The following is a 19164-nucleotide window of genomic DNA, read 5'->3' as shown; positions in this document are numbered from 1 at the left end:
TTTGCATGTTTAATTATAATATAATATATAGGTTAAAGAAATACATAAGAACAATTAGTTTAAAATAAAGGAGAATGAACATATGAAATTTAAAAAAAGTATAAGTAAAGTATTAGTTTTGTTTCTTGCACTTTCTATAGTTTTCGCGGCTCCAGGAAAAAAGGTTTATGCTGATGCGTATAAAGTTGTCACTATAGGAGCAGACTTAACTCAAGGTCAAAAGGAAGATATGCTAAAATATTTTAAGGTAAATAAAAAAGAAGTAAATTTATTAGAAGTTACTAAAAAAGAAGAAGATAAGTATTTAAATGGTATAGCAACTCAAAAGGAAATAGGTACGAGATCCATATCCTGTTCCTATGTAGAACCTACAAATAAGGGTGGAATAAATGTAACAACACATAACATATATTGGGTAACTGAAAGTATGATAAAAAATGCTCTAATAACTGCTGGTATAGAAAACGCTGAAGTTAAAGCAGCAGCTCCTTTCAATGTATCTGGTACAGCAGCTCTTACAGGAATACTAAAGGGCTTTGAAAATAGTAAGGGTGGTAAAAAAATAGACGAAAATAAAAAGAAAGCTGCCAATGAAGAAATGGTGGTTACAGGTAAGCTTGGAGATAAAATAGGACAAGATGAAGCAGCAAGTTTAATAAATGAAATAAAAAAAGAAGTTATTAAAGAAAAGCCTGGAACTCAAAAGGAAATCGAAAAAATAGTAGTAAATATAGTAAACAACTTTAATCAAAGTTTAAATCAAGATGATATTAAAAAGATAACTGCTTTAATGGACAAGATAAATAAGTTGGATTTAGATTTCAATAAAATAAAAAGTCAATTAAATGATGTAACAAAACAATTAAAAGGAACGCTAACTAGTGAGGAAGCTAAAGGATTTTTTGCAAAACTTTTTGAAGCTATTAAAAATTTCTTTACAAGTATTTTTGGTGGTGGAGAAGAAAAGCAAGAGGCTTTTAATATGATAAATACAAATTTAAAGATTACTAGATTAAACATATAGAATAAAAAGGGGTCGTCTCAAAATAAAATTTTGAGACGACCCCTTTTTATTTTATTCAGGATTCTTTTTTAATTCATATAAGGTATAAAAAAAGTTAAATATAAAAATACCTATAATTGTAATCCAATTTAAATCTTTAAATGCTTTTGTGCCACCTAGGACAAAAATAAATATAAACAAAACAATCAACCCAATTACATCACTCTTTAAGGCTGATATAATATCCTTATTAAACATATATTTATAATCCCCCTTTAACACTTATGAATTATTATTCACTATATTTAACTAAAAATTATGATTAATTAAATTATAACATATTAATATATTTAATCATGTATATATTTACAGTATAAGAAAAGTAATGTAAACTAGAAAAGGTAATTAAATAATGATTAAGGAGAGATAAATATGATACTATCAAATCTAAGCTATATTGATAATAAAGAATTAGAAACTATAAATATTGTAGAAGGAGTATGTGTTTTTTCTAAGAATGTAGGAAAAGATATAATGGCATCCTTTAAAAATGTAGTTGGTGGAGAAATAAAAAGCTATTCTGAAATGGTTAGGGATGTAAAAGATACAGCAGTTAAAAAAATGGTTGAAGAGGCTAAAAACTTAGGAGCAGACGCAGTTATAAATATTAGATATGCTATGACATCAATGTCTCAAGGCTCTACACTAGCCGTAATAGTATCAGGAACAGCAGTGAAGGTTAAAGGTGAATAGTTTTTACTAGATAAGTGGTTCTTAGAATCAGATATAGTTTAAAACCTATCTGAATTCTAAGAACCTTGTTTTTAGCGGATATTTTTTATAAAGTAACTAAAAATATATATATAAATTTAAAGGTGAGAGGTTGAAATTAAATGGAAAAGTTAAGTTTTAAAAGTTTTGGAATAAGTGAAGATATACTAGAGGCACTATTAAAATTAGGGTATAAAAATCCTTCAAAGGTACAACAAAAAGTTATTCCAGTAGCTATTAAGAATAAAGATATAATAGTAAAATCAAAAACTGGAAGTGGTAAAACAGCGTCATTTGGAATTCCAATATGTGAAAATGTTAATTTAGAAGAGAGAAAGCCTCAGGCACTAGTGCTTACACCTACAAGGGAACTTTGTATTCAAGTAAAAGAAGATATAAAAAATATTGGAAGGTTTAAAAGAATAAAATGTTCTGCAATCTTTGGAAAGCAACCCTTTAAAACTCAAGCTCTGGAGCTAAAACAAAGAACTCACGTGGTAGTTGGAACACCGGGTAGAACATTGGATCACATAGAAAGAGGAACAATAGACCTTGACAAAATTAAATATTTCATTGTAGATGAAGGGGATGAAATGTTTAATATGGGGTTTATAGATCAAGTTGAAAGTATTATGAGAAAGTTACCTAAAAAAAGAGTTAATATGCTTTTCTCTGCTACAATACCAGAAAAGATCGAAAAACTATGTGAAAAATATATGAAATCTCCTATTATGATAGAAGTTAATCCAGAAGAATTTACAGAGGAAAAAATACAGCATATATATTATGAAATTGAAGATAAAAATAAGTTTGATCTTCTAAACAAAATATTAATTACTGAAAATCCTGATAGCTCAATTATATTTTGTAGAACTCAAGAAAATGTAAATAAGCTTGCAAAGCTAATGGAAAATAAAGATTATCCATGTAAGGCTCTTCATGGTGGAATGATGCAAGATAAAAGAATAGATATTATGAATAGATTTAAAAGAGGAGAATTTATGTTTTTAGTAGCAACGGATCTTGCAGCGAGAGGCATAGATGTAGAAAATGTAACGCATATAATAAACTATGATATCCCTATGGAAAAGGAAAATTATGTTCATAGAACTGGCAGAACAGGAAGAGCTGGAAGGGAAGGTTGTGCAATAAGTTTAGTTACACCTTATGAAGATAGGTTCTTTAAGCAAATTGAAGAGTACATAGGCTTTAAAATAAAATTAGGAGATGAAATTACAAAAGAAAGTGTAGAAAATGGAGAAAAAGCATTTATTGAAAAAATTAAAGCTATGCCAAAAATTAAAAAGCAAAAGGCTGATAAATTAGATAAGGACATAACAAAAATATACCTTAGTGCAGGTAAAAAGAAAAAAATAAGACCAGGAGATATAGTTGGAGGAATTACAAATATTTCTGGTGTTACTCCAGAAGATATAGGTATAATAGATATACAAGATGTTTGTTCCTATGTAGATATATTAAATGGGAAAGGAAAACTTGTATTAGAAGGATTAAAATCTACAACTATAAAGGGAAAAAAGCTTAGAGCAGAAAAGGCAACTAAGTAAATGAATTTAGTTTTATACTATATATAATAACGTATTAGTGGTATACTATAGAAAAGAGGTGATTACTTGGCACGTGGAACTAGAAAAAAGAATAAAGACAGGACAGATTTTAGTCATTTGATGATTAACCCTGATGAAGAAAACAATAATGATAATGAAATAGATACTGTTGATGAAAAAAAGGAAGATGAATAATCTTCCTTTTTTTATTATATTGCTTTAGATTAAGCTATTATTTATTATATAAAAAGTCAAAAATAATCTTATATAAATTTAAATTTAATTATTATTTAAAAAAAATTAAACATTATTATAAAAATGACGAAAATAAGTATAAGAAGTAATATTTGACAGGAGGTGCTTAATTATGGAGGTAATTTTTCAATATGAAGAAAATGAGTATTTGCCAATTAAAACCATATCTGTAATAGGAAAATTTAATAACTATAATCCAAGTGAAGGATTAATGGTTAAAGATAATAATAAATGGATATTTAAATGTAATTTACCATCAGGGGAACATCCATACAAATTTTTAATTAATGGTGAATTAAAACTTAATGATTCAACTGCCAATATATATTTCCCAGATGATAATGAGGAACTTTGGTCTATAGTTATGATTAATGAAAATGATCAGAGAATGTACAATAATACTCAATACACAACACATATAGAAAAATACAATATAAGTTCTGTAATAAGTGAAGAAGAAGACATTGTAAATAAGAAAAGCTTTAATATGTCATTAGATAAAAAGATAGTAACAAGATTCCAATTTACCAATGTAACAGGATTACATGCTGTTACAACAGTATGGTATACACCTAAGGGTGAACTATTCCAAATAACTGAAAATAATTTATTTACACCACCCAATAATGAAGGGCCAATAAGTTTATGGTTTTGGATGGATTTAGATGATAACACTCGTAATTATCCTTTGGGAACTTGGACAATGAAGCTTTTCATAGATGGTGAATTTATATTAGAAGATGAATTTAGTTTAGTACAAAATAGAACATATTCAGTACAGGGAAAATACCGTTAATCCATAGGTATAAACACTTAAAAGTGATTATATAAAATTTAAAAAAGGGATGTGAAAATTATGAAAATAACTAGTAATGTTAATTTAAATGCAAATGTTATGAACAACAAAAATGACTACAAAGCTAAGGACAAAAATATAAAAAATACTAATAGCAGTTCAAATGTACAAGCTATTAATATGAAGGCTACAGAAGCCGAATATAAAGCTTCAATGGTTAATTTAAAAGAAAATTCTTCAGAAGTTGTACCAAAAGAAAAAAATACAACTAAAAGTTCAGTAGCAGGATTTTTTAAATCAGTATCGGATAAATTTTCTTTTGTAGCTAGTGAAACCACAAAATTTGTTAAAACAGCAGTTTCCGTAGGTAAAAGTGTTGTTAATGCTGTAAGCAAAATTTCAAAAACTGTTGTAGATACAGCTAAGGTTGTAGCTAAAACTATAAAGGATGCATCAGAATCCGTAAGTAATAAAATAGTAGATACTGCATCAAGAATATCTAGTACCGTAAAACAAGTAAAAACTACTGCCGTCAATTTAAAAGATGCTGCCAAAGAGGTTAAAGATTCAGCCACATCTTTAGTAGGAACAGTAGTAAAAACGGCTGTTTCAGTTGGGGCAGATGTTATGAATGTAGTAGCAAAAGTTGGAACAGCGGCAGTTGGTATTAAAGCGGTATGGGATAATCCAACTAGTGGAGTTATAAGTAAATTAGGTCAAACTGCTGGAGCTATAAAAGTTGGAATAGATTCTATAAAAGAGCCTATAAAAAGAATACCAAATACAATTTCTACAGGATATAATGACATAAAAAAAGATTATAATGATATAAAAAATACCATTAAAAACTCAATGTCTGATATACAGGAAGTTAAAAATACCATTGTAGCAGTAAGTAAAGAGGTAGTTGATGCAGTAAAATCAGTTGCAACTGAAATTAAAGATGCAGGTAACACTGTAGTTAATAACATAAGTAATGGTGCAACTAATATAAAAGATACAGCTATAAATGCATATAAGGAAATAAATGATAGTATTCAAAATGGATATGAACAAAATGATATTAATAATTTAGAAGAAAATAATAAGATGGCACCAAGATTAGCTTAATTACAGAATTCAAAATGTTATTTTAATAAAAAAGAGCATTTATCTAGGTAGATGCTCTTTTTGATTTTCGGGAGGACTATTATGAAAAATAATTATATGATTTTTGCTAGTATGTATCGATATATGCAAGATTACAGAGTAATGATACCAAAAACTAGATTAGAAAATGAACTTTTATCCATGGAGATAACCAATAGGGTTACAGGTAAAGCCATGATAAAAAAAGGATTAAAAAGTAACTATGATATAAAGGACGGTAAAACAGCCCTTAGTTGTATTGAGGATTTAGATAGCAATAGATATGTATTATCACCAGCAATGTCCTTTATGATACAAATTTATTTAGAACATGAGGAGAACTTTGTAGCATTAACTTCAAATTTTGTTAATGAAAACTATTTAAGTGAAGAAAATATTTTAAATACTGTACAATTATATAATGCAGCTGGAACTATAGAACTGTCAGAAGAAGATAAAAATAAATTAGTTGAAGATGTAAGAAATCATGTTAGCCGATTCTTTAAGAAAAGAAAAAAACAACTTCGTCAATTAAATAAGTTTTTTCAGCAATTTGAATCCCTATTGCCCTTTGCAAAAAATGTTGGTTTTTTAGCCTTTGATAGTGCGAGAATGGTGGACATAATTGGAAAAAGTGTTAATGTTGGTTATCTAGAAGTGGAGGATGCTGTTCCGTTGTTAGATGAAATTGGAAGTTACATTATTCACACTTATAAAAATTGGGAAATATTTTTAGCAAGTGCCATTTTAGGAAAACAATTTATGCTGTTTGATAGCGGTGTGAAGAGTCCTTTTATAAAAGGCTCAGATGAGTACATAAGTGATATTTATGGTTTGGTAACATCCCCTAATAAACCATTGCTTATTTCTGGAATCTGGGAAAATAGCAATTTAGTGGAGTTTACCAAAGTCCTTGAAGAATATATTGATATAGATGAAGAATTGCAATTAAGAAATGAAGTTGAAAAGTTTAATACACTAAGAGAAGAGACAATTATTAAAGGAGGTGGAAGTTTAGATAAAGAAGCACAGGCAATAGAATTATTTGAAGAACTCTTTTTAAGAAAAGCACGAGAAATTGGGGTTGCTTCTTACTTTGAAGTTAGTCCAATAAGTAGAAATATGCATACTGCATTAGATGATTTAGATGGTAGCAGATGGTTTTGGCATTCTATTCAAAGCTTAAAAATTTCCTTTGAAGAAGGTGAAATACCATTTTTATATACAAAAGCTATGGTTTTTACAAATAAAAATATTTATAAAATAAAGAAAAGATTATTCAGAAAAACAGTTGATAAATTATCCTGGGATTTACCTATAGAATTTACATTTCATGTATCAAAAATTGGAGAAATTATATTAAAAGTCAACGGAGAACAAATAGGATATACCAACTTGGATTGTAAAGACAGGGATATATCTCCAATGGAGTTTTGTTCTATGGATATTAAAGAAGCAGAAGAGTTTCTTTTGGATGATCTTCACAAACTAAATAGTATTTTCTCATCATTTAAAGATAAACTTTAAAATACTACTTTAACATAGCCCTTCTATTGATGAAGGGCAAATTTTTTTAGTAAAAACAAAAGTTTAGAATTTCTTAATAATTAGTTTAGGAAAATTATAGCTACTTCATTTAATATAGTATTAGGGAAAGCTTTCCTAATAAAATTCAAGAAAATTTAAAGGAGGAATATAAAATGAAACTTAAAAAGAAAACTGCAATGATTACAAGTTTTGCTGTAGGTATGGTAATGCTTACAACAACTGTTTTTGCAGAAGTGGCATCTAAAAGTGGTTATGAGCAGGCAAAAGATGCATTAAAATATACAGCAGAAAGTTTTTCAAGTAATCTTTCAAGCTATACTGTGGATATATCTATGGCAGTAAAGGATAATGGAAAGATTATTATATCTGACAGTTCATTAAGTAAATATGATAGAATTAAAGGTGCTCAAGAAAATATTAATACACGTACTAAGGGAAACGATAAAATCAAAAGTTACTATTATGTAGACAAAAATTTAATGATTACTAATGATCCTGAATCAGATATGTATTATGAAACTAAATTTGAAAAACCGGAAAAAGGATATGAATTTCATAATCCTTTTAAAGAGGATCATGCATCAGACCTTGAAAAAATAGGAGATGCAATAGTTGGTAATCTAAAAGATCATGTTATAGTAAAAGATAACGCCAATGGTGGCAAAGAATTATATGGATCAGTTAGTGAAGCTCAAATACCTACTCTTATAAATGCAATAACTTCTTACATGCTAAAGAGTAACACTGCTTCAATAAATAGAAATCCTAACGAAAAAAATCCTATGCCTGTAATAATTAAGGATATATACATTAAAGAAGTTAAAGGTAAGATGATAACAGATAAAAATGGACTGCTACAAAATGTTCTTGGAACGGGAACATTCCATGGAAAAGATGAAAAAGGTGTAGAACACAATTTAACCTTTGAAGTGCTTTTTAAATTATCCAATGTTAATTCTACTGTTGTAAACAAACTAGATCTTTCAGGTAAGAAAGTAGAAAAAAATGTACAAAATAACAGAGATGAATTTGCAAATCCTGAAAAATATATAGGTAAATATAAAAATGATATCATCATAGAAAAGGATGGTAAGTTCCAAAAGATAGGAGAAAGAATATTAAATATTACTAAATCAGATGATAAGATTGTTACTGGAAATTACGAAGAAAAATATTTAAAAGGCTATGAAAGCTATGCAGGAAAATTATCAAAAGTAAATTTTGAAGCTAAATATGGTGAAGATAAGTATAATGCACCAGTTAGAATCGAAGGGGTATCAGGTGTAGGACATATAAGTATTAATAGACATGATGCAAGTGTATATTTTGATATACCTCAAAGAGGAAGAAATAATATACTGTATGGTGGTTCCTTTAATAGAGTATTTGAATAATAATGTTTAAATAAAATTTAGCTTCAGATAAAGTTTTAAACCTTTATCTGAAGCTTATAAAGGTTAATTATAATTTTTGTAGGGGGAATTTTAAATTGGAAAAGGTTATTGAAATAACTAATTTAAACAAAGTGTATAAAAATGGTAGAGGGATAACGGATATTAATCTAGAAATAAATAGAGGAGATATATTTGGCTTTTTAGGACCTAATGGAGCGGGAAAAACCACAACTATGAAAATTATGACAGGTCTTATTAGTGCAGATAGTGGAGATGTTAAAATACTTGGACATAGTGTTATAGAAGATTTTGAAAAAGCTATGAAAAAGGTAGGATGTATTATTGAAACAGCAGAAACCTATCAATATCTAACTGCCTATGAAAATCTTAAACAGTTTTCAAGATATTATAAAAATGTTGATGATAAAAGAATAGATGAAGTTTTAGAACTTACAGGAATAATAAAATTTAAAAATGAGAAAGCAGGGAAGTTTTCTCTTGGAATGAAGCAAAGGCTTGGAATTGCAGCGGCAATTTTATCAAAACCAGAAGTGGTTATATTAGATGAGCCCTTTAATGGATTAGATGTTGAAGGTATGATTGACATGAGAAATATTATAAAAAACCTTGCAAAGGAAGAGGGAAATACATTCTTTATATCAAGTCATCTTATTCATGATGTGGAACTTACATGTACTAAAATAGGGGTTCTATATGGAGGAAAAATGCTTAATGTGGATACCACTAAGAATATATTAAATAATCATGCAACTCTTGAGAGTTATTTCGTAAGTGAGGTGGAACAAAGTGGAAGGATTTAAGGCAGCCGTAGTTAATGAAGTTGAAAAATTATATAAAAAGAAAAAGATATCAGTAGCAGCAATAGTATCTTTAATTTTCATTGTAATAGGACAATTTACTATTGTTGGATTAAGAAGTGGATTTGGCATAAGAGGAACTTCTAGTGCAGAGTTTCCTATATTAGTTCTTTCTATAGTAATAAATAGTATTTTGCCATTGTTTACAGCTCTTGTTACTATAGATAGTTTTTCAGGAGAATTTTCTCAAAATACCATGAAAATTACAATTACAAGACCAATTTCAAGATTAAAATTTTTTACCGCTAAAATAGTGGCAATAATGCTATTTGTTTTGGCAAATCTTTTATTTGTAATGATTTTTTCAATTATTACAGGACTTATATTTAATTCTAATTCCTTTACATTTCAAGGAATAATAAAAATATTTTTATGCTACATAGTTAGTATACTACCTATGATGATTTTATCACTTATAATTATAGTTTTTTGTAATATACTAAAAGGCGGAACAGGGGTATTTTTCTTATCTGTATTGGTTTTTATTGCTTTTAAGGCTATGGAAATTGTTTTTTCACGATATTCAGGAATATTTATTACGTCAATGCTTAATTGGTACGGTCTATGGACAATGAGCAATTTCCCATTTATGAAGATTTTTCGCCAATTAATGATGATGTGCGGATATGGAATATTATTTTTCACAGCAGGATATTACTTATTTGATAAAAAAGAGTTTTAAGGTGAGAAAATGAATATAAAAAAGCGACTTATAATATCTAATACTATAACTGTTATAGTGCCAATAATTATAACAACCATAATTATGTCTTGTGTATTGTTTGTTTTTGCAAAAATTGGTGGAAATAAATTAGAACATGATGAATTTGAAAAAAGAATGATTATATCATCTGAACTTACTCAAATTAGTGACGACATATTAAAACAAGATAATAAAAATATTGAAGAAGATAAATTTCAAAAGGATTTATCACAAAAACTTTCAAGTATAAATGGTAAATTTGTTATTGTTAAATCTCACAAAATCATAGCTAAGCCTGAAGATATTAATAAAATAGATATAGAAAAATGTATTAATATATCCAAAGGAATAATAATAGATAAAAGGATTATTCTTAATAATACTTCATATATAATTAAAACTGTGGAGTTAAATTTTAAGGATAAATCCAATGGTATTATAATATTATTAGCACCTATAGAAGGAGAAAAAATAAATTTACTTATTAATTTTATAATGATTGCCATTGTTATTTTCATAATATCTTTTATAATAACTAATGTAATTATGTCTTATATTCTTTCAAAAAAGATAATTAAACCCATTAAATCTTTAAAGAAGGCTACAAATGAAATTAGCAATGGAAATTTAGATTGTAGTATTGCCGAAGAAGGAGATACGGAAATAAGGGAATTATGCCGTGGATTTGAGTCTATGAGGGTACAACTTAAAGATTCTATAATTATGAAAATGAAATATGATGACAATCGTAAAGGACTTATATCAAGTATTTCTCATGATTTAAGAACGCCAATAACATCAATAAAGGGCTATGTGGAAGGAATTTTAGACGGAGTTGCCAATACTCCTCAAAAAAGAGAAAGCTATTTAAGAACTATTTATTCTAAAGCAGAACATGTAGATCTTATGATTGATGATTTACTTTTATATTCAAAGCTTGACTTAAATCAAATACCTTTTAACTTTGAAAAGGTGGATATTGTTGAATATTTTAACTACTGTATATATGAAAGTGAGCCGGAGCTTAAAAAGGATAATATAAAAATATGGTTAAATAATGAGCTAAAAACAACTAATTTTGTTATGATGGATAGAGAAAGGCTAAAAAGGGTTATATTAAATATTATAGGAAATTCCCAAAAATATATGAATAAAGAACAAGGTGAAATAGTTGTAAACTTAAGGGAGACAACCTCAAACATTATCATTGAAATAAGAGATAATGGTGCTGGAATTGATAATAATGATGCAAATAAAATATTTGATAGATTCTATAGAACTGACAAGGCAAGAAGTGGAGCAAAAGGTAGTGGACTAGGACTTTCCATTGCCAAACAAATTGTAGAAGGACATAATGGACGGATATGGGCAATTAGCCATGGTAACAAAGGGACAAGCATTATGATATCCTTGTGTAAAATTTAAAGGGAGGGGAGGATACAACTATGAAAAAAATATTAATAGTTGAAGATGATTTAAGCATTGCAGAACTTCAAAAAGATTATTTAGAGATTTCCGATTTTGAAGTGAAAATTTGTACAGATGGAGTATCTGGATTAAATGAAATAAAGGAAAATAAATATGATTTGATAATTCTTGATGTTATGCTTCCTAAAATGGATGGATTTGATATATTGAGAATTATTCATGATACTAAAGATGTGCCAGTTTTAATGGTTTCTGCTAAAAAAGAAGAAATTGATAAAATAAAAGGATTAAGTCTTGGAGCAGATGATTATATTACAAAACCCTTTAGCCCCGGAGAATTAGTTGCTAGAGTTAAATCTCATATCCAAAATTATGAGAGATTAAAGAATAAATTTAGTGATAAACTAAATAATAATGTGATTTCCATAAGAGGTCTTGAAATAAATAAAGATTCTAGACAGGTAATTATAAATGACAAAGAAGTTAATTTAGCACAAAAAGAATTCGATTTATTACTGCATATGGCACAGTATCCTAATAGAGTATTTGGAAAAGATGAATTATTTGAAAGTATTTGGGGACTTGATTCCATTGGAGATAGTGCCACAGTTACAGTGCATATTAGAAGAATAAGAGAGAAAATTGAATTTAATCCATCAAAGCCACAGTACATTGAAACAGTATGGGGCGTAGGGTATAGAATTAGGGTGTGAAAATTTTTGATTTTCACACCCTAATTCAATGAATAACTAATAATGAATAATGAACAATGAAGGAGATTTTTCTTCGCTGTGCTCTGAAAAATTTTAATTTTATTTTTGGGCTCGTTAAGCAAGCTTAACATCGCTTTGTAAGCAAGCTTAACATTGTTTTGTAAAAAAACCTGACATCGCTTTGTAAAAAAGCTTAATATAGTTTTATAAAATATTAATGCAATTAAAGAGCTTATAAGGGCTCTTTTTCACTTTTTGAGGGTAAATGTAACAATATGTAAAAAAACATAAAACTTTATATAAAATAAGAACAAATTAAGAAGTAGGTGCATAATATAGAAGTATAGATTATCAATATATAAAGAATATTAAAAAAAAAGTTGGTGCTATTTATGCGTTGTCGCAAAGGGTTAATATTAATATTATTAGCATTAATATTCATATCAGAAAGTATGTGTAACCCATGCAATCATAAGTTTCCACTAGATTGTATGGATGAAGATAATAAAGACAATAAGGAATGTGGTAAAGTTAATATATATACCAAAAATATATATTTGACTCCTAATTGCCAAACTTTAACTTAAAAATAAAAAAGAGGTGAACATTAATGGAAATGGATAATATGAGTATGGAAGAATTAATGGAAATGAAAGAAGCTTTTGAAAGTAGCGATAGAAGAAAAGATAAGCATGATAAATGTCCAAAATGTGGTGAAGTAAATATATACACTAAGAATGTTTATTTAGATATAAATTGTTGCTGCCATAAACGCTGTTAATATAAACAGAGTTCTTAGCTTTAGAGGTAGTTCTTAATTAGAGCTACCTCTTTTCTTATTGTCATCATCTTTAGATAAACTTTCAAGATTTTGCTTTTGAGCTGCTATAGCCAACATAAGGCCACCAATTGCAACAATAAAATTTCCAAGTACATTTAATTCATCAGCATTTTTTCCAGCAGATAATTCTATAGCTATTATATTAGCAATGAAGGATAATTCTTCAGGACTTGCACAGTTGAAACTTCCCATTATATACAACTCCTTTATACTCTACATTATATTAAATGCTGTAAGAGAAGATTTTGTTAATAAAAGAAATACTTATTAATAATAAAAATCTTTGTTTTTTAATGAAGGGTCTTGACAAAATTATCTAAATTGATAAAATTTAATTAGCACTCAGCAAATTGGAGTGCTAACAGAGAACTTAAAAAGGCATAGGCTTCTCATATTTTAATAAATTATGATGAAAGGAAATGATAAAATGGCAGTAAAACAGTTTAAAGCAGAGTCCAAAAGACTACTAGATTTAATGATTAACTCAATTTATACAAATAAAGAAATATTCTTAAGAGAACTTATATCAAACGCAAGTGATGCTATTGACAAAAGATATTATCGTTCACTTACCGACGAAAATATAAGTTTTAATAAAAAAGATTTTTACATAAGAATTATACCAAATAAAGAAGAAAGAACTCTTACAATTATAGATACAGGTATTGGTATGTCTGTAGAAGAGTTGGAAAATAATCTTGGAACCATTGCCAAAAGTGGATCTTTAGCATTTAAAAATAAAATGGAATCAAAAGAGGGAATAGATATTATAGGTCAATTTGGAGTTGGATTCTATTCTGCATTTATGATAGCGGATAAAATTGTTGTAAAAAGTCATTCCATAGATTCTGATGAAGCATATAAATGGGAATCAAAGGGAGTAGAAGGCTACGAAATTGAAAAATGTGAAAAAGATGAATTAGGTACTGAAATCATATTAAAAATAAAAGAAAATACTGATGATGAAAATTATGATGAATTTTTAGAAGAATATAATATAAAAAATTTAATTAAAAAGTATTCTAACTTTATAAAATATCCAATTAAAATGAATATGAAGAAAACTAAACTAAAAGAAGGTACTAAAGACGAATATGAAGATTATTTTGAAGATGAAACTTTAAATAGTATGGTACCAATTTGGAAAAAGAATAAAAATGAAGTTAAAACTGAAGACTATGAAAGATTTTATATAGATAAACACTTTGGGTATGATAAACCATTGAAATCAATTAGATCAAAAGTGGAAGGAGTAGTGTCTTACACTGCATTACTTTTCATACCATCTACAACACCTTATGATTTTTATACAAGAAATTTTGAAAAAGGGCTTGAACTTTATTCAAACGGCGTGTTGATAATGGAAAAATGTGCAGATTTATTACCAGATTACTTTAGCTTTGTTCAAGGATTAGTTGATTCAGAAGATCTTTCTTTAAATATTTCAAGAGAATTATTGCAACATGATAGACAACTTAAACTTATTGCAAAAAATATAAAGGAAAAAATAAAAAGTGAACTTTTATCCATACTTAAAAATAAGCGAGAGGACTATATTAAATTCTATAATAATTTTGGTAGACAACTAAAATATGGTGTCTATTCAGATTTTGGAGCTAACAAAGAGGTATTACAAGATTTAATTATGTTCTACTCATCAACTGAAAAGAAACTTGTAACGTTAGATGAATATGTTTCTCGTATGAAAGATGATCAAAAATATATATATTATGCTCCAGGAGAAAATATAGATAAAATTGAAAAATTACCTCAAACAGAAATTGTTAGAGATAAAGGATACGAAATACTATACTTTGCTGATGAAGTGGATGAATTTGCAATTAAAATGCTTATGAACTACAAAGAAAAAGAATTTAAATCAGTATACAGTAAGGATTTAGGTTTTGAAGCTGAAGAAAAAGAAGAACAAAAGGAAAATGATGAAAATAAAGAAGTATTTGAATTTATGAAGGATGTTTTAAATGGAAAAGTAAAAGAAGTTAGAGCATCTAAAAGATTAAAAAGCCATCCTGTTTGTCTTGCCAATGCTTCAGATATATCAATTGAAATGGAAAAAGTACTTAGTATGATGCCTAATAATGAAAATATAAAGGCTGATAAAATATTAGAAATAAATACAAATCATAATATGTTTAATACAATTAAAAGTGCTTTTAAAGATGATAAAGATAAATTAAAAATGCTTTCAAGTTTATTGTACAATCAAGCTTTACTTATTGAAGGACTTCCTATAGAAGATCCTGTACAATTTGCAAATGATGTATGTAAATTAATTAAATAATTTAATTAGAGGTAGTTCTTAATTAGAGCTACCTTTTTTTATTATTTATTACTAATAAAAATCTTTAGTTAAGTTAAAAGAAAATTGACAAAATATTAACAATTAAGTATAATAATCATGTGAATCCATTTATGGAATAATTTGCTTAAGTTTGTAAAGGACTACATAATTATGAAGATAGGGGGAAAATGTATGAAAAAATTAAAATCATTTAAAAGAATTTTTTGTTTTTTGTTTTGTCTTACACTAGTGACATCAGCAATTGGCTGTCAATCTAAGGACAAATCAGTGGCAACATTTAAGGCTGGTACATATGCAGGAACTGCAAAGGCTCATAATGGAGAGCTTAAATTAGAGGTTACGGTGGACAAGGAATCAATTAAAGAAATCAAAATCCTTGAACATAAAGAAAGTCCTGGTATTTCTGATCCAGCACTAGAGAGAATACCTAAGGCAATTATTGATGATCAAAGTTTAGCTGTAGATACAATATCAGGTGCAACAGTTACTAGTAATGCAATTATATTAGCAGTTACTAATGCTTTAAAGCAATCAGAAGTAAATATTGATGCTCTAAAGACTAAAAAAGAGAAGAAAGAAACAGCTAGAAAAGCTGTAGAACATACCACTGATGTTGTAGTAATTGGTGGAGGTGGTGCAGGACTTGCAGCAGCGGTATCTGCCAACCAAAAAGGTTCTGAGGTTATAGTAGTTGAAAAAATGCCAAGACTTGGTGGAAATACAATTCTTTCAGGGGGAGCATTTAATGCAGTAGATCCTAAAAGGCAAAAAGCACAGGGAATTGAAGATTCTATTGATAAACACTATGCTCAAACTTATGAAGGAGGAGACAAGCTAGGCAATACTAAACTAATAAGAACTCTTGTGGAAAATGCATATCCTTCCATTGAGTGGTTAGAAAGTTTAGGTATGAAATTTAACGATAAAGTATTTACTGTTTTAGGTGGAATGTGGCCAAGAGCTCATAAGCCATCAACTCCATTGGGCACAGGATTTGTAGACACTTATTCTAAATACATTGATAAGAATAAAGGTGTTCAAGTTTTATTGGATACAGAAGCAACAGAAATTATAATGGAAAAGGGTAAAGCTGTAGGAATTAAGGCAAAAGGATTAAAAGATGATCTTACTATACATGCTAAAAAAGGAGTAGTTATAGCAGCAGGAGGATTTGCTGGTAACAGTAAAATGGTAGATAAATATAATAAAAGTTGGCCATCACTTACTAAAGTTAAAACTACTAATCACCCAGGAGCTACAGGAGATGGTATGATTTTAGCAGAAGCTGTTGGAGCAAATCTTGTTGGTATGGAAAACCTTCAATTACTTCCAATGGGTGATCCCAAAACTGGAAGTTTAAGTGGAAATATTGAGCAAGGTGTTGAAAATCGTATTTTTATAAACAAATCTGGAAAACGTTTTGTAGATGAAGGTGCTCGTAGGGATGTTATGACAAAGGCACTATTAGAGCAAAAGGATTCCTATATGTGGGTAGTTCTTGATCATAAAAACTATCCAACAGCTAAAACAACTAATAACTTTAATGAAACTATAGAAGAACTTATAGAACAAGGTAGAGCTTTTAAGGCAGATACCCTAGAAGAATTAGCAAAAAAGATTAAGGTTGATCCTGCAAGTTTTATAAAATCAGTAGAGGAGTTTAATAAGGCAGTAGAAACTGGTGGTAAGGATGCCTTTGGAAGAACTTTATTTGATAAAAAGATTGATACTGCACCATTTTATGCAGGCCCTCGTATGCCTACAGTTCATCACACTATGGGCGGTATTGAAATCAATAGTAATGCTGAAGTATTAGATAAAAGTGGTAAAATAATCCCAGGATTATATGCTGCAGGTGAAGTAACAGGCGGTATACATGGTAGCAACCGTTTAGGAGGAAATGCTTTAGCGGATATAACTGTATTTGGTAAAATTGCTGGTGAGAATGCAGCAAAGGGTAAATAAAAAGAAAAGTAAGTGCATATTAAAATAAACATAAAATAGGGGAATCATGATTATTTTCATGGTTCCCCTTTTAAAATTATTTGTATCTTTGGACAAATAATTTTAAATTATTAATAGTGTCATTAATTTCCTCTGTACTAGACAAGATTTCTTCTGTGGCTGCTGCTTGTTCTTCGCTTATAGCACCTACATTTCCTATAGTATTATGAATATCACTTACACTGTTATTCATATCTTCCAATATTGCTTCAATATTTTTTACAGCCCTTTGAGATTGTTCAGATAATTTTCTAACTTCTGTTGCCACTACCGCAAAACCACGACCATTTTCTCCTGCTCTAGAAGCCTCTATAGCTGCATTTAAACCTAGTAAATTTGTTTGCTTTGAAATGTTTTGTATAAGTTGTAGAATTTGTGCTGTATCCTTTTGTTTATCATTTAATTCCTTTACCTTTTCAACAGATTTTTGACCGGAATCTGCCAAGATACCTGCTGATTTTGCAACTTCATTAATACTTTCTGTAACTTGTTTTATAATCTCTACTAAGCTAGAAACATCTTCTACAAGTTTTTTATTATTTTCAAAATCTATTCCTGAACTAAGGGTTCCTATTACCTCATTATTCACGCCGTATATAGGTGTGAAAAAGGTTTTAAGTGCTCGTCCATAAATCTCTGCTGGAATAGTATCTCTAGTATCTTTTTTATTGTTTATGCAATCCTCAATGGTCTTAATTCCTTTTATAGGTTTTCCTTCTGATAAATCTAGTTCAAATTCATTTGCATTATGATAGCCTATGTATTTTTCTAAATCCGTTAATCCTATTACCATATCATCAGGGGTTATACTATTAAGGTAAGGTAGTACTGATTTGAGAGCCTCTAAAATTTCTTCATTTGTTTTAAAGTTATCATTCATAGCTATTCTCTCCTTTTTATAGAACAAATTTAAGTTTAGTATATCATAAAATGCATAATGCTTACTATAAATGAAAATATTAAAAGGAATAATTCACCCAATGGAATTTAAATCTTTTGAAAAATCATACAAAGTTATATCTTATGCTATAAATATGATATAAATAATTATAGATTTTTTATTATTAATGGAAGGAGAGAAAACCATGATTGAAGTTAAGAACTTAAGTAAAGAATTTAAAAAAGACGTAATAGCAGTAGATAAAATAAATTTTAGGGCAAATGATGGAGAAATACTTGGTTTACTTGGAGAAAATGGGGCAGGTAAAACCACAACTCTTAGAATGATTGCTACTATGCTTAAAATCACAGAGGGCGAAGTTATAGTAAATGGTTATGATGCAAGTAAGGAACCAGACAAAGTAAGGGGAGAGATTGGTATTTTATTTGGTGGCGAGGTTGGACTTTATGATAGACTTACAGCCAGAGAGAATATAAAATATTTTGCAGAGCTTAACGGCATGTCTAAAGAAGAAATTAATAAGAGTATAGAATCTCTTGCAAAAAAATTAGAAATGACAGAATATCTTGATAGAAGAGTTGGGAAATTCTCAAGAGGTATGAAGCAAAAAGTAGCTATTGCAAGGGCTATAGTACATAATCCATCAGTTGTTTTGTTTGATGAGCCAACTATAGGTTTAGATGTTACTTCTGCAAAAATTGTTCAAGATTTCATATTAAAATGTAAAAGTGATGGGAGATGTATTATATTCTCAAGTCACTCAATACCAGAAGTGGAAAAGCTATGTGATAGAATTGTTATAATTCATAAAGGTAAAATAGTGGAACAGGGAAAACTTAAAGAACTTGAAGATAAATATAATAACAACATAGAAGAAATATTTATAAATTTAATAGGAAAGTAAAGAAGG

At 28.5% G+C, this 19164-nt stretch carries 20 protein-coding genes; 17 read left to right on the top strand and 3 right to left on the bottom strand.

The annotated features are described in order from the left end of the window. Positions 1–82: 82 nt before the first annotated feature. Positions 83–1024, top strand: a complete 942-nt coding sequence (locus B5D21_RS07010) for a DUF1002 domain-containing protein (protein WP_011099717.1) — start codon at positions 83–85, stop codon at positions 1022–1024. A gap of 51 nt (positions 1025–1075) precedes the next feature. On the opposite strand, the gene B5D21_RS07005 is transcribed toward B5D21_RS07010, so the two are convergent. Further along, positions 1076–1261 carry a hypothetical protein gene (locus B5D21_RS07005; protein WP_035109657.1) on the bottom strand — a complete coding sequence of 62 codons (186 nt, stop codon included), beginning with the start codon at positions 1259–1261 and terminating at the stop codon, positions 1076–1078. 174 nt (positions 1262–1435) lie between these two features. Between B5D21_RS07005 and B5D21_RS07000 the strand changes: the two genes are divergently transcribed. The 13 genes from B5D21_RS07000 to B5D21_RS14155 all read left to right on the top strand — a co-directional run bounded on the left by B5D21_RS07000 (position 1436) and on the right by B5D21_RS14155 (position 12966). Beyond that, complete coding sequence (locus tag B5D21_RS07000) at positions 1436–1756, top strand: YbjQ family protein (protein WP_011099716.1); 321 nt, start codon at positions 1436–1438, stop codon at positions 1754–1756. 140 nt (positions 1757–1896) lie between these two features. After that, complete coding sequence (locus tag B5D21_RS06995) at positions 1897–3342, top strand: DEAD/DEAH box helicase (RefSeq protein ID WP_011099715.1); 1446 nt, start codon at positions 1897–1899, stop codon at positions 3340–3342. 66 nt (positions 3343–3408) lie between these two features. Next, entirely contained in the window at positions 3409–3537 is a 129-nt protein-coding gene (locus B5D21_RS14390) for a hypothetical protein (protein ID WP_023438446.1), read from the top strand. Between the two features lie 172 nt (positions 3538–3709). After that, a complete protein-coding gene (locus B5D21_RS06990) occupies positions 3710–4393 on the top strand; it encodes an early set domain-containing protein (RefSeq protein ID WP_011099714.1) in 684 nt (227 codons plus the stop codon). A 60-nt stretch (positions 4394–4453) separates the two neighbouring features. Next, a complete protein-coding gene (locus tag B5D21_RS06985) occupies positions 4454–5503 on the top strand; it encodes a phage tail family protein (protein ID WP_035109665.1) in 1050 nt (349 codons plus the stop codon). Positions 5504–5584: 81 nt separating this feature from the next. After that, positions 5585–7048: a DUF1266 domain-containing protein gene (locus B5D21_RS06980; RefSeq protein WP_035109666.1), complete on the top strand. Its 1464-nt coding sequence runs from the start codon at positions 5585–5587 to the stop codon at positions 7046–7048. A gap of 173 nt (positions 7049–7221) precedes the next feature. Then, positions 7222–8463: a hypothetical protein gene (locus B5D21_RS06975; RefSeq protein WP_011099711.1), complete on the top strand. Its 1242-nt coding sequence runs from the start codon at positions 7222–7224 to the stop codon at positions 8461–8463. A 95-nt stretch (positions 8464–8558) separates the two neighbouring features. Further along, the gene (locus B5D21_RS06970; protein WP_011099710.1) at positions 8559–9284 is read left to right on the top strand and encodes an ABC transporter ATP-binding protein; all 726 of its coding nucleotides are present in this window, start codon (positions 8559–8561) and stop codon (positions 9282–9284) included. After that, positions 9271–10023 carry an ABC transporter permease gene (locus tag B5D21_RS06965; RefSeq protein WP_035109670.1) on the top strand — a complete coding sequence of 251 codons (753 nt, stop codon included), beginning with the start codon at positions 9271–9273 and terminating at the stop codon, positions 10021–10023. Before B5D21_RS06970 ends, B5D21_RS06965 begins: the two co-directional genes overlap by 14 nt. A 9-nt stretch (positions 10024–10032) precedes the next feature. Further along, positions 10033–11469, top strand: a complete 1437-nt coding sequence (locus B5D21_RS06960; protein WP_011099708.1) for a sensor histidine kinase — start codon at positions 10033–10035, stop codon at positions 11467–11469. A gap of 20 nt (positions 11470–11489) precedes the next feature. Beyond that, positions 11490–12185, top strand: a complete 696-nt coding sequence (locus B5D21_RS06955) for a response regulator transcription factor (protein ID WP_011099707.1) — start codon at positions 11490–11492, stop codon at positions 12183–12185. 392 nt (positions 12186–12577) lie between these two features. Continuing rightward, on the top strand, positions 12578–12772 hold the full coding sequence (locus tag B5D21_RS06950) for a hypothetical protein (RefSeq protein ID WP_035125157.1): 195 nt from the start codon (positions 12578–12580) through the stop codon (positions 12770–12772). A 23-nt stretch (positions 12773–12795) separates the two neighbouring features. Beyond that, positions 12796–12966, top strand: coding sequence for a hypothetical protein (locus B5D21_RS14155; RefSeq protein WP_023438436.1), 171 nt, complete (start codon positions 12796–12798; stop codon positions 12964–12966). A 33-nt stretch (positions 12967–12999) separates the two neighbouring features. Here B5D21_RS14155 and B5D21_RS06945 read toward each other — a convergent pair whose 3' ends face one another. Continuing rightward, the gene (locus B5D21_RS06945) at positions 13000–13218 is read right to left on the bottom strand and encodes a hypothetical protein (protein ID WP_023438435.1); all 219 of its coding nucleotides are present in this window, start codon (positions 13216–13218) and stop codon (positions 13000–13002) included. 235 nt (positions 13219–13453) lie between these two features. Between B5D21_RS06945 and htpG the strand changes: the two genes are divergently transcribed. Both htpG and B5D21_RS06935 read left to right on the top strand, forming a co-directional pair. Then, complete coding sequence (gene htpG / locus B5D21_RS06940; protein ID WP_035125161.1) at positions 13454–15328, top strand: molecular chaperone HtpG; 1875 nt, start codon at positions 13454–13456, stop codon at positions 15326–15328. Positions 15329–15520: 192 nt separating this feature from the next. After that, positions 15521–17314 (top strand): flavocytochrome c, encoded by a 1794-nt coding sequence (locus B5D21_RS06935; protein ID WP_052040346.1) that lies wholly within the window; start codon positions 15521–15523, stop codon positions 17312–17314. A 76-nt stretch (positions 17315–17390) separates the two neighbouring features. Here B5D21_RS06935 and B5D21_RS06930 read toward each other — a convergent pair whose 3' ends face one another. Next, complete coding sequence (locus tag B5D21_RS06930; RefSeq protein WP_035109676.1) at positions 17391–18233, bottom strand: methyl-accepting chemotaxis protein; 843 nt, start codon at positions 18231–18233, stop codon at positions 17391–17393. Between the two features lie 205 nt (positions 18234–18438). Here B5D21_RS06930 and B5D21_RS06925 point away from each other — a divergent pair, with 205 nt between their 5' ends. After that, on the top strand, positions 18439–19158 hold the full coding sequence (locus tag B5D21_RS06925; RefSeq protein WP_035109678.1) for an ABC transporter ATP-binding protein: 720 nt from the start codon (positions 18439–18441) through the stop codon (positions 19156–19158). Positions 19159–19164: the final 6 nt, after the last annotated feature.

It is taken from the genome of Clostridium tetani (assembly GCF_900167265.1).
Taxonomy (GTDB): Bacteria; Bacillota; Clostridia; order Clostridiales; family Clostridiaceae; genus Clostridium_G; species Clostridium_G tetani.
This window is presented reverse-complemented; position numbering and strand designations above follow the sequence as displayed.

Excerpts from the sequence above, each read along its gene's own strand:
- B5D21_RS07010 (WP_011099717.1), top strand. The coding sequence starts at position 83 with ATGAAATTTAAAAAAAGTATAAGTAAAGTATTAGTTTTGTTTCTTGCA.
- B5D21_RS07005 (WP_035109657.1), bottom strand. The coding sequence starts at position 1,261 with ATGTTTAATAAGGATATTATATCAGCCTTAAAGAGTGATGTAATTGGG.
- B5D21_RS07000 (WP_011099716.1), top strand. The coding sequence starts at position 1,436 with ATGATACTATCAAATCTAAGCTATATTGATAATAAAGAATTAGAAACT.
- B5D21_RS06995 (WP_011099715.1), top strand. The coding sequence starts at position 1,897 with ATGGAAAAGTTAAGTTTTAAAAGTTTTGGAATAAGTGAAGATATACTA.
- B5D21_RS06990 (WP_011099714.1), top strand. The coding sequence starts at position 3,710 with ATGGAGGTAATTTTTCAATATGAAGAAAATGAGTATTTGCCAATTAAA.
- B5D21_RS06985 (WP_035109665.1), top strand. The coding sequence starts at position 4,454 with ATGAAAATAACTAGTAATGTTAATTTAAATGCAAATGTTATGAACAAC.
- B5D21_RS06980 (WP_035109666.1), top strand. The coding sequence starts at position 5,585 with ATGAAAAATAATTATATGATTTTTGCTAGTATGTATCGATATATGCAA.
- B5D21_RS06975 (WP_011099711.1), top strand. The coding sequence starts at position 7,222 with ATGAAACTTAAAAAGAAAACTGCAATGATTACAAGTTTTGCTGTAGGT.
- B5D21_RS06960 (WP_011099708.1), top strand. The coding sequence starts at position 10,033 with ATGAATATAAAAAAGCGACTTATAATATCTAATACTATAACTGTTATA.
- B5D21_RS06955 (WP_011099707.1), top strand. The coding sequence starts at position 11,490 with ATGAAAAAAATATTAATAGTTGAAGATGATTTAAGCATTGCAGAACTT.
- B5D21_RS06950 (WP_035125157.1), top strand. The coding sequence starts at position 12,578 with ATGCGTTGTCGCAAAGGGTTAATATTAATATTATTAGCATTAATATTC.
- B5D21_RS14155 (WP_023438436.1), top strand. The coding sequence starts at position 12,796 with ATGGAAATGGATAATATGAGTATGGAAGAATTAATGGAAATGAAAGAA.
- B5D21_RS06945 (WP_023438435.1), bottom strand. The coding sequence starts at position 13,218 with ATGGGAAGTTTCAACTGTGCAAGTCCTGAAGAATTATCCTTCATTGCT.
- htpG (WP_035125161.1), top strand. The coding sequence starts at position 13,454 with ATGGCAGTAAAACAGTTTAAAGCAGAGTCCAAAAGACTACTAGATTTA.
- B5D21_RS06935 (WP_052040346.1), top strand. The coding sequence starts at position 15,521 with ATGAAAAAATTAAAATCATTTAAAAGAATTTTTTGTTTTTTGTTTTGT.
- B5D21_RS06930 (WP_035109676.1), bottom strand. The coding sequence starts at position 18,233 with ATGAATGATAACTTTAAAACAAATGAAGAAATTTTAGAGGCTCTCAAA.
- B5D21_RS06925 (WP_035109678.1), top strand. The coding sequence starts at position 18,439 with ATGATTGAAGTTAAGAACTTAAGTAAAGAATTTAAAAAAGACGTAATA.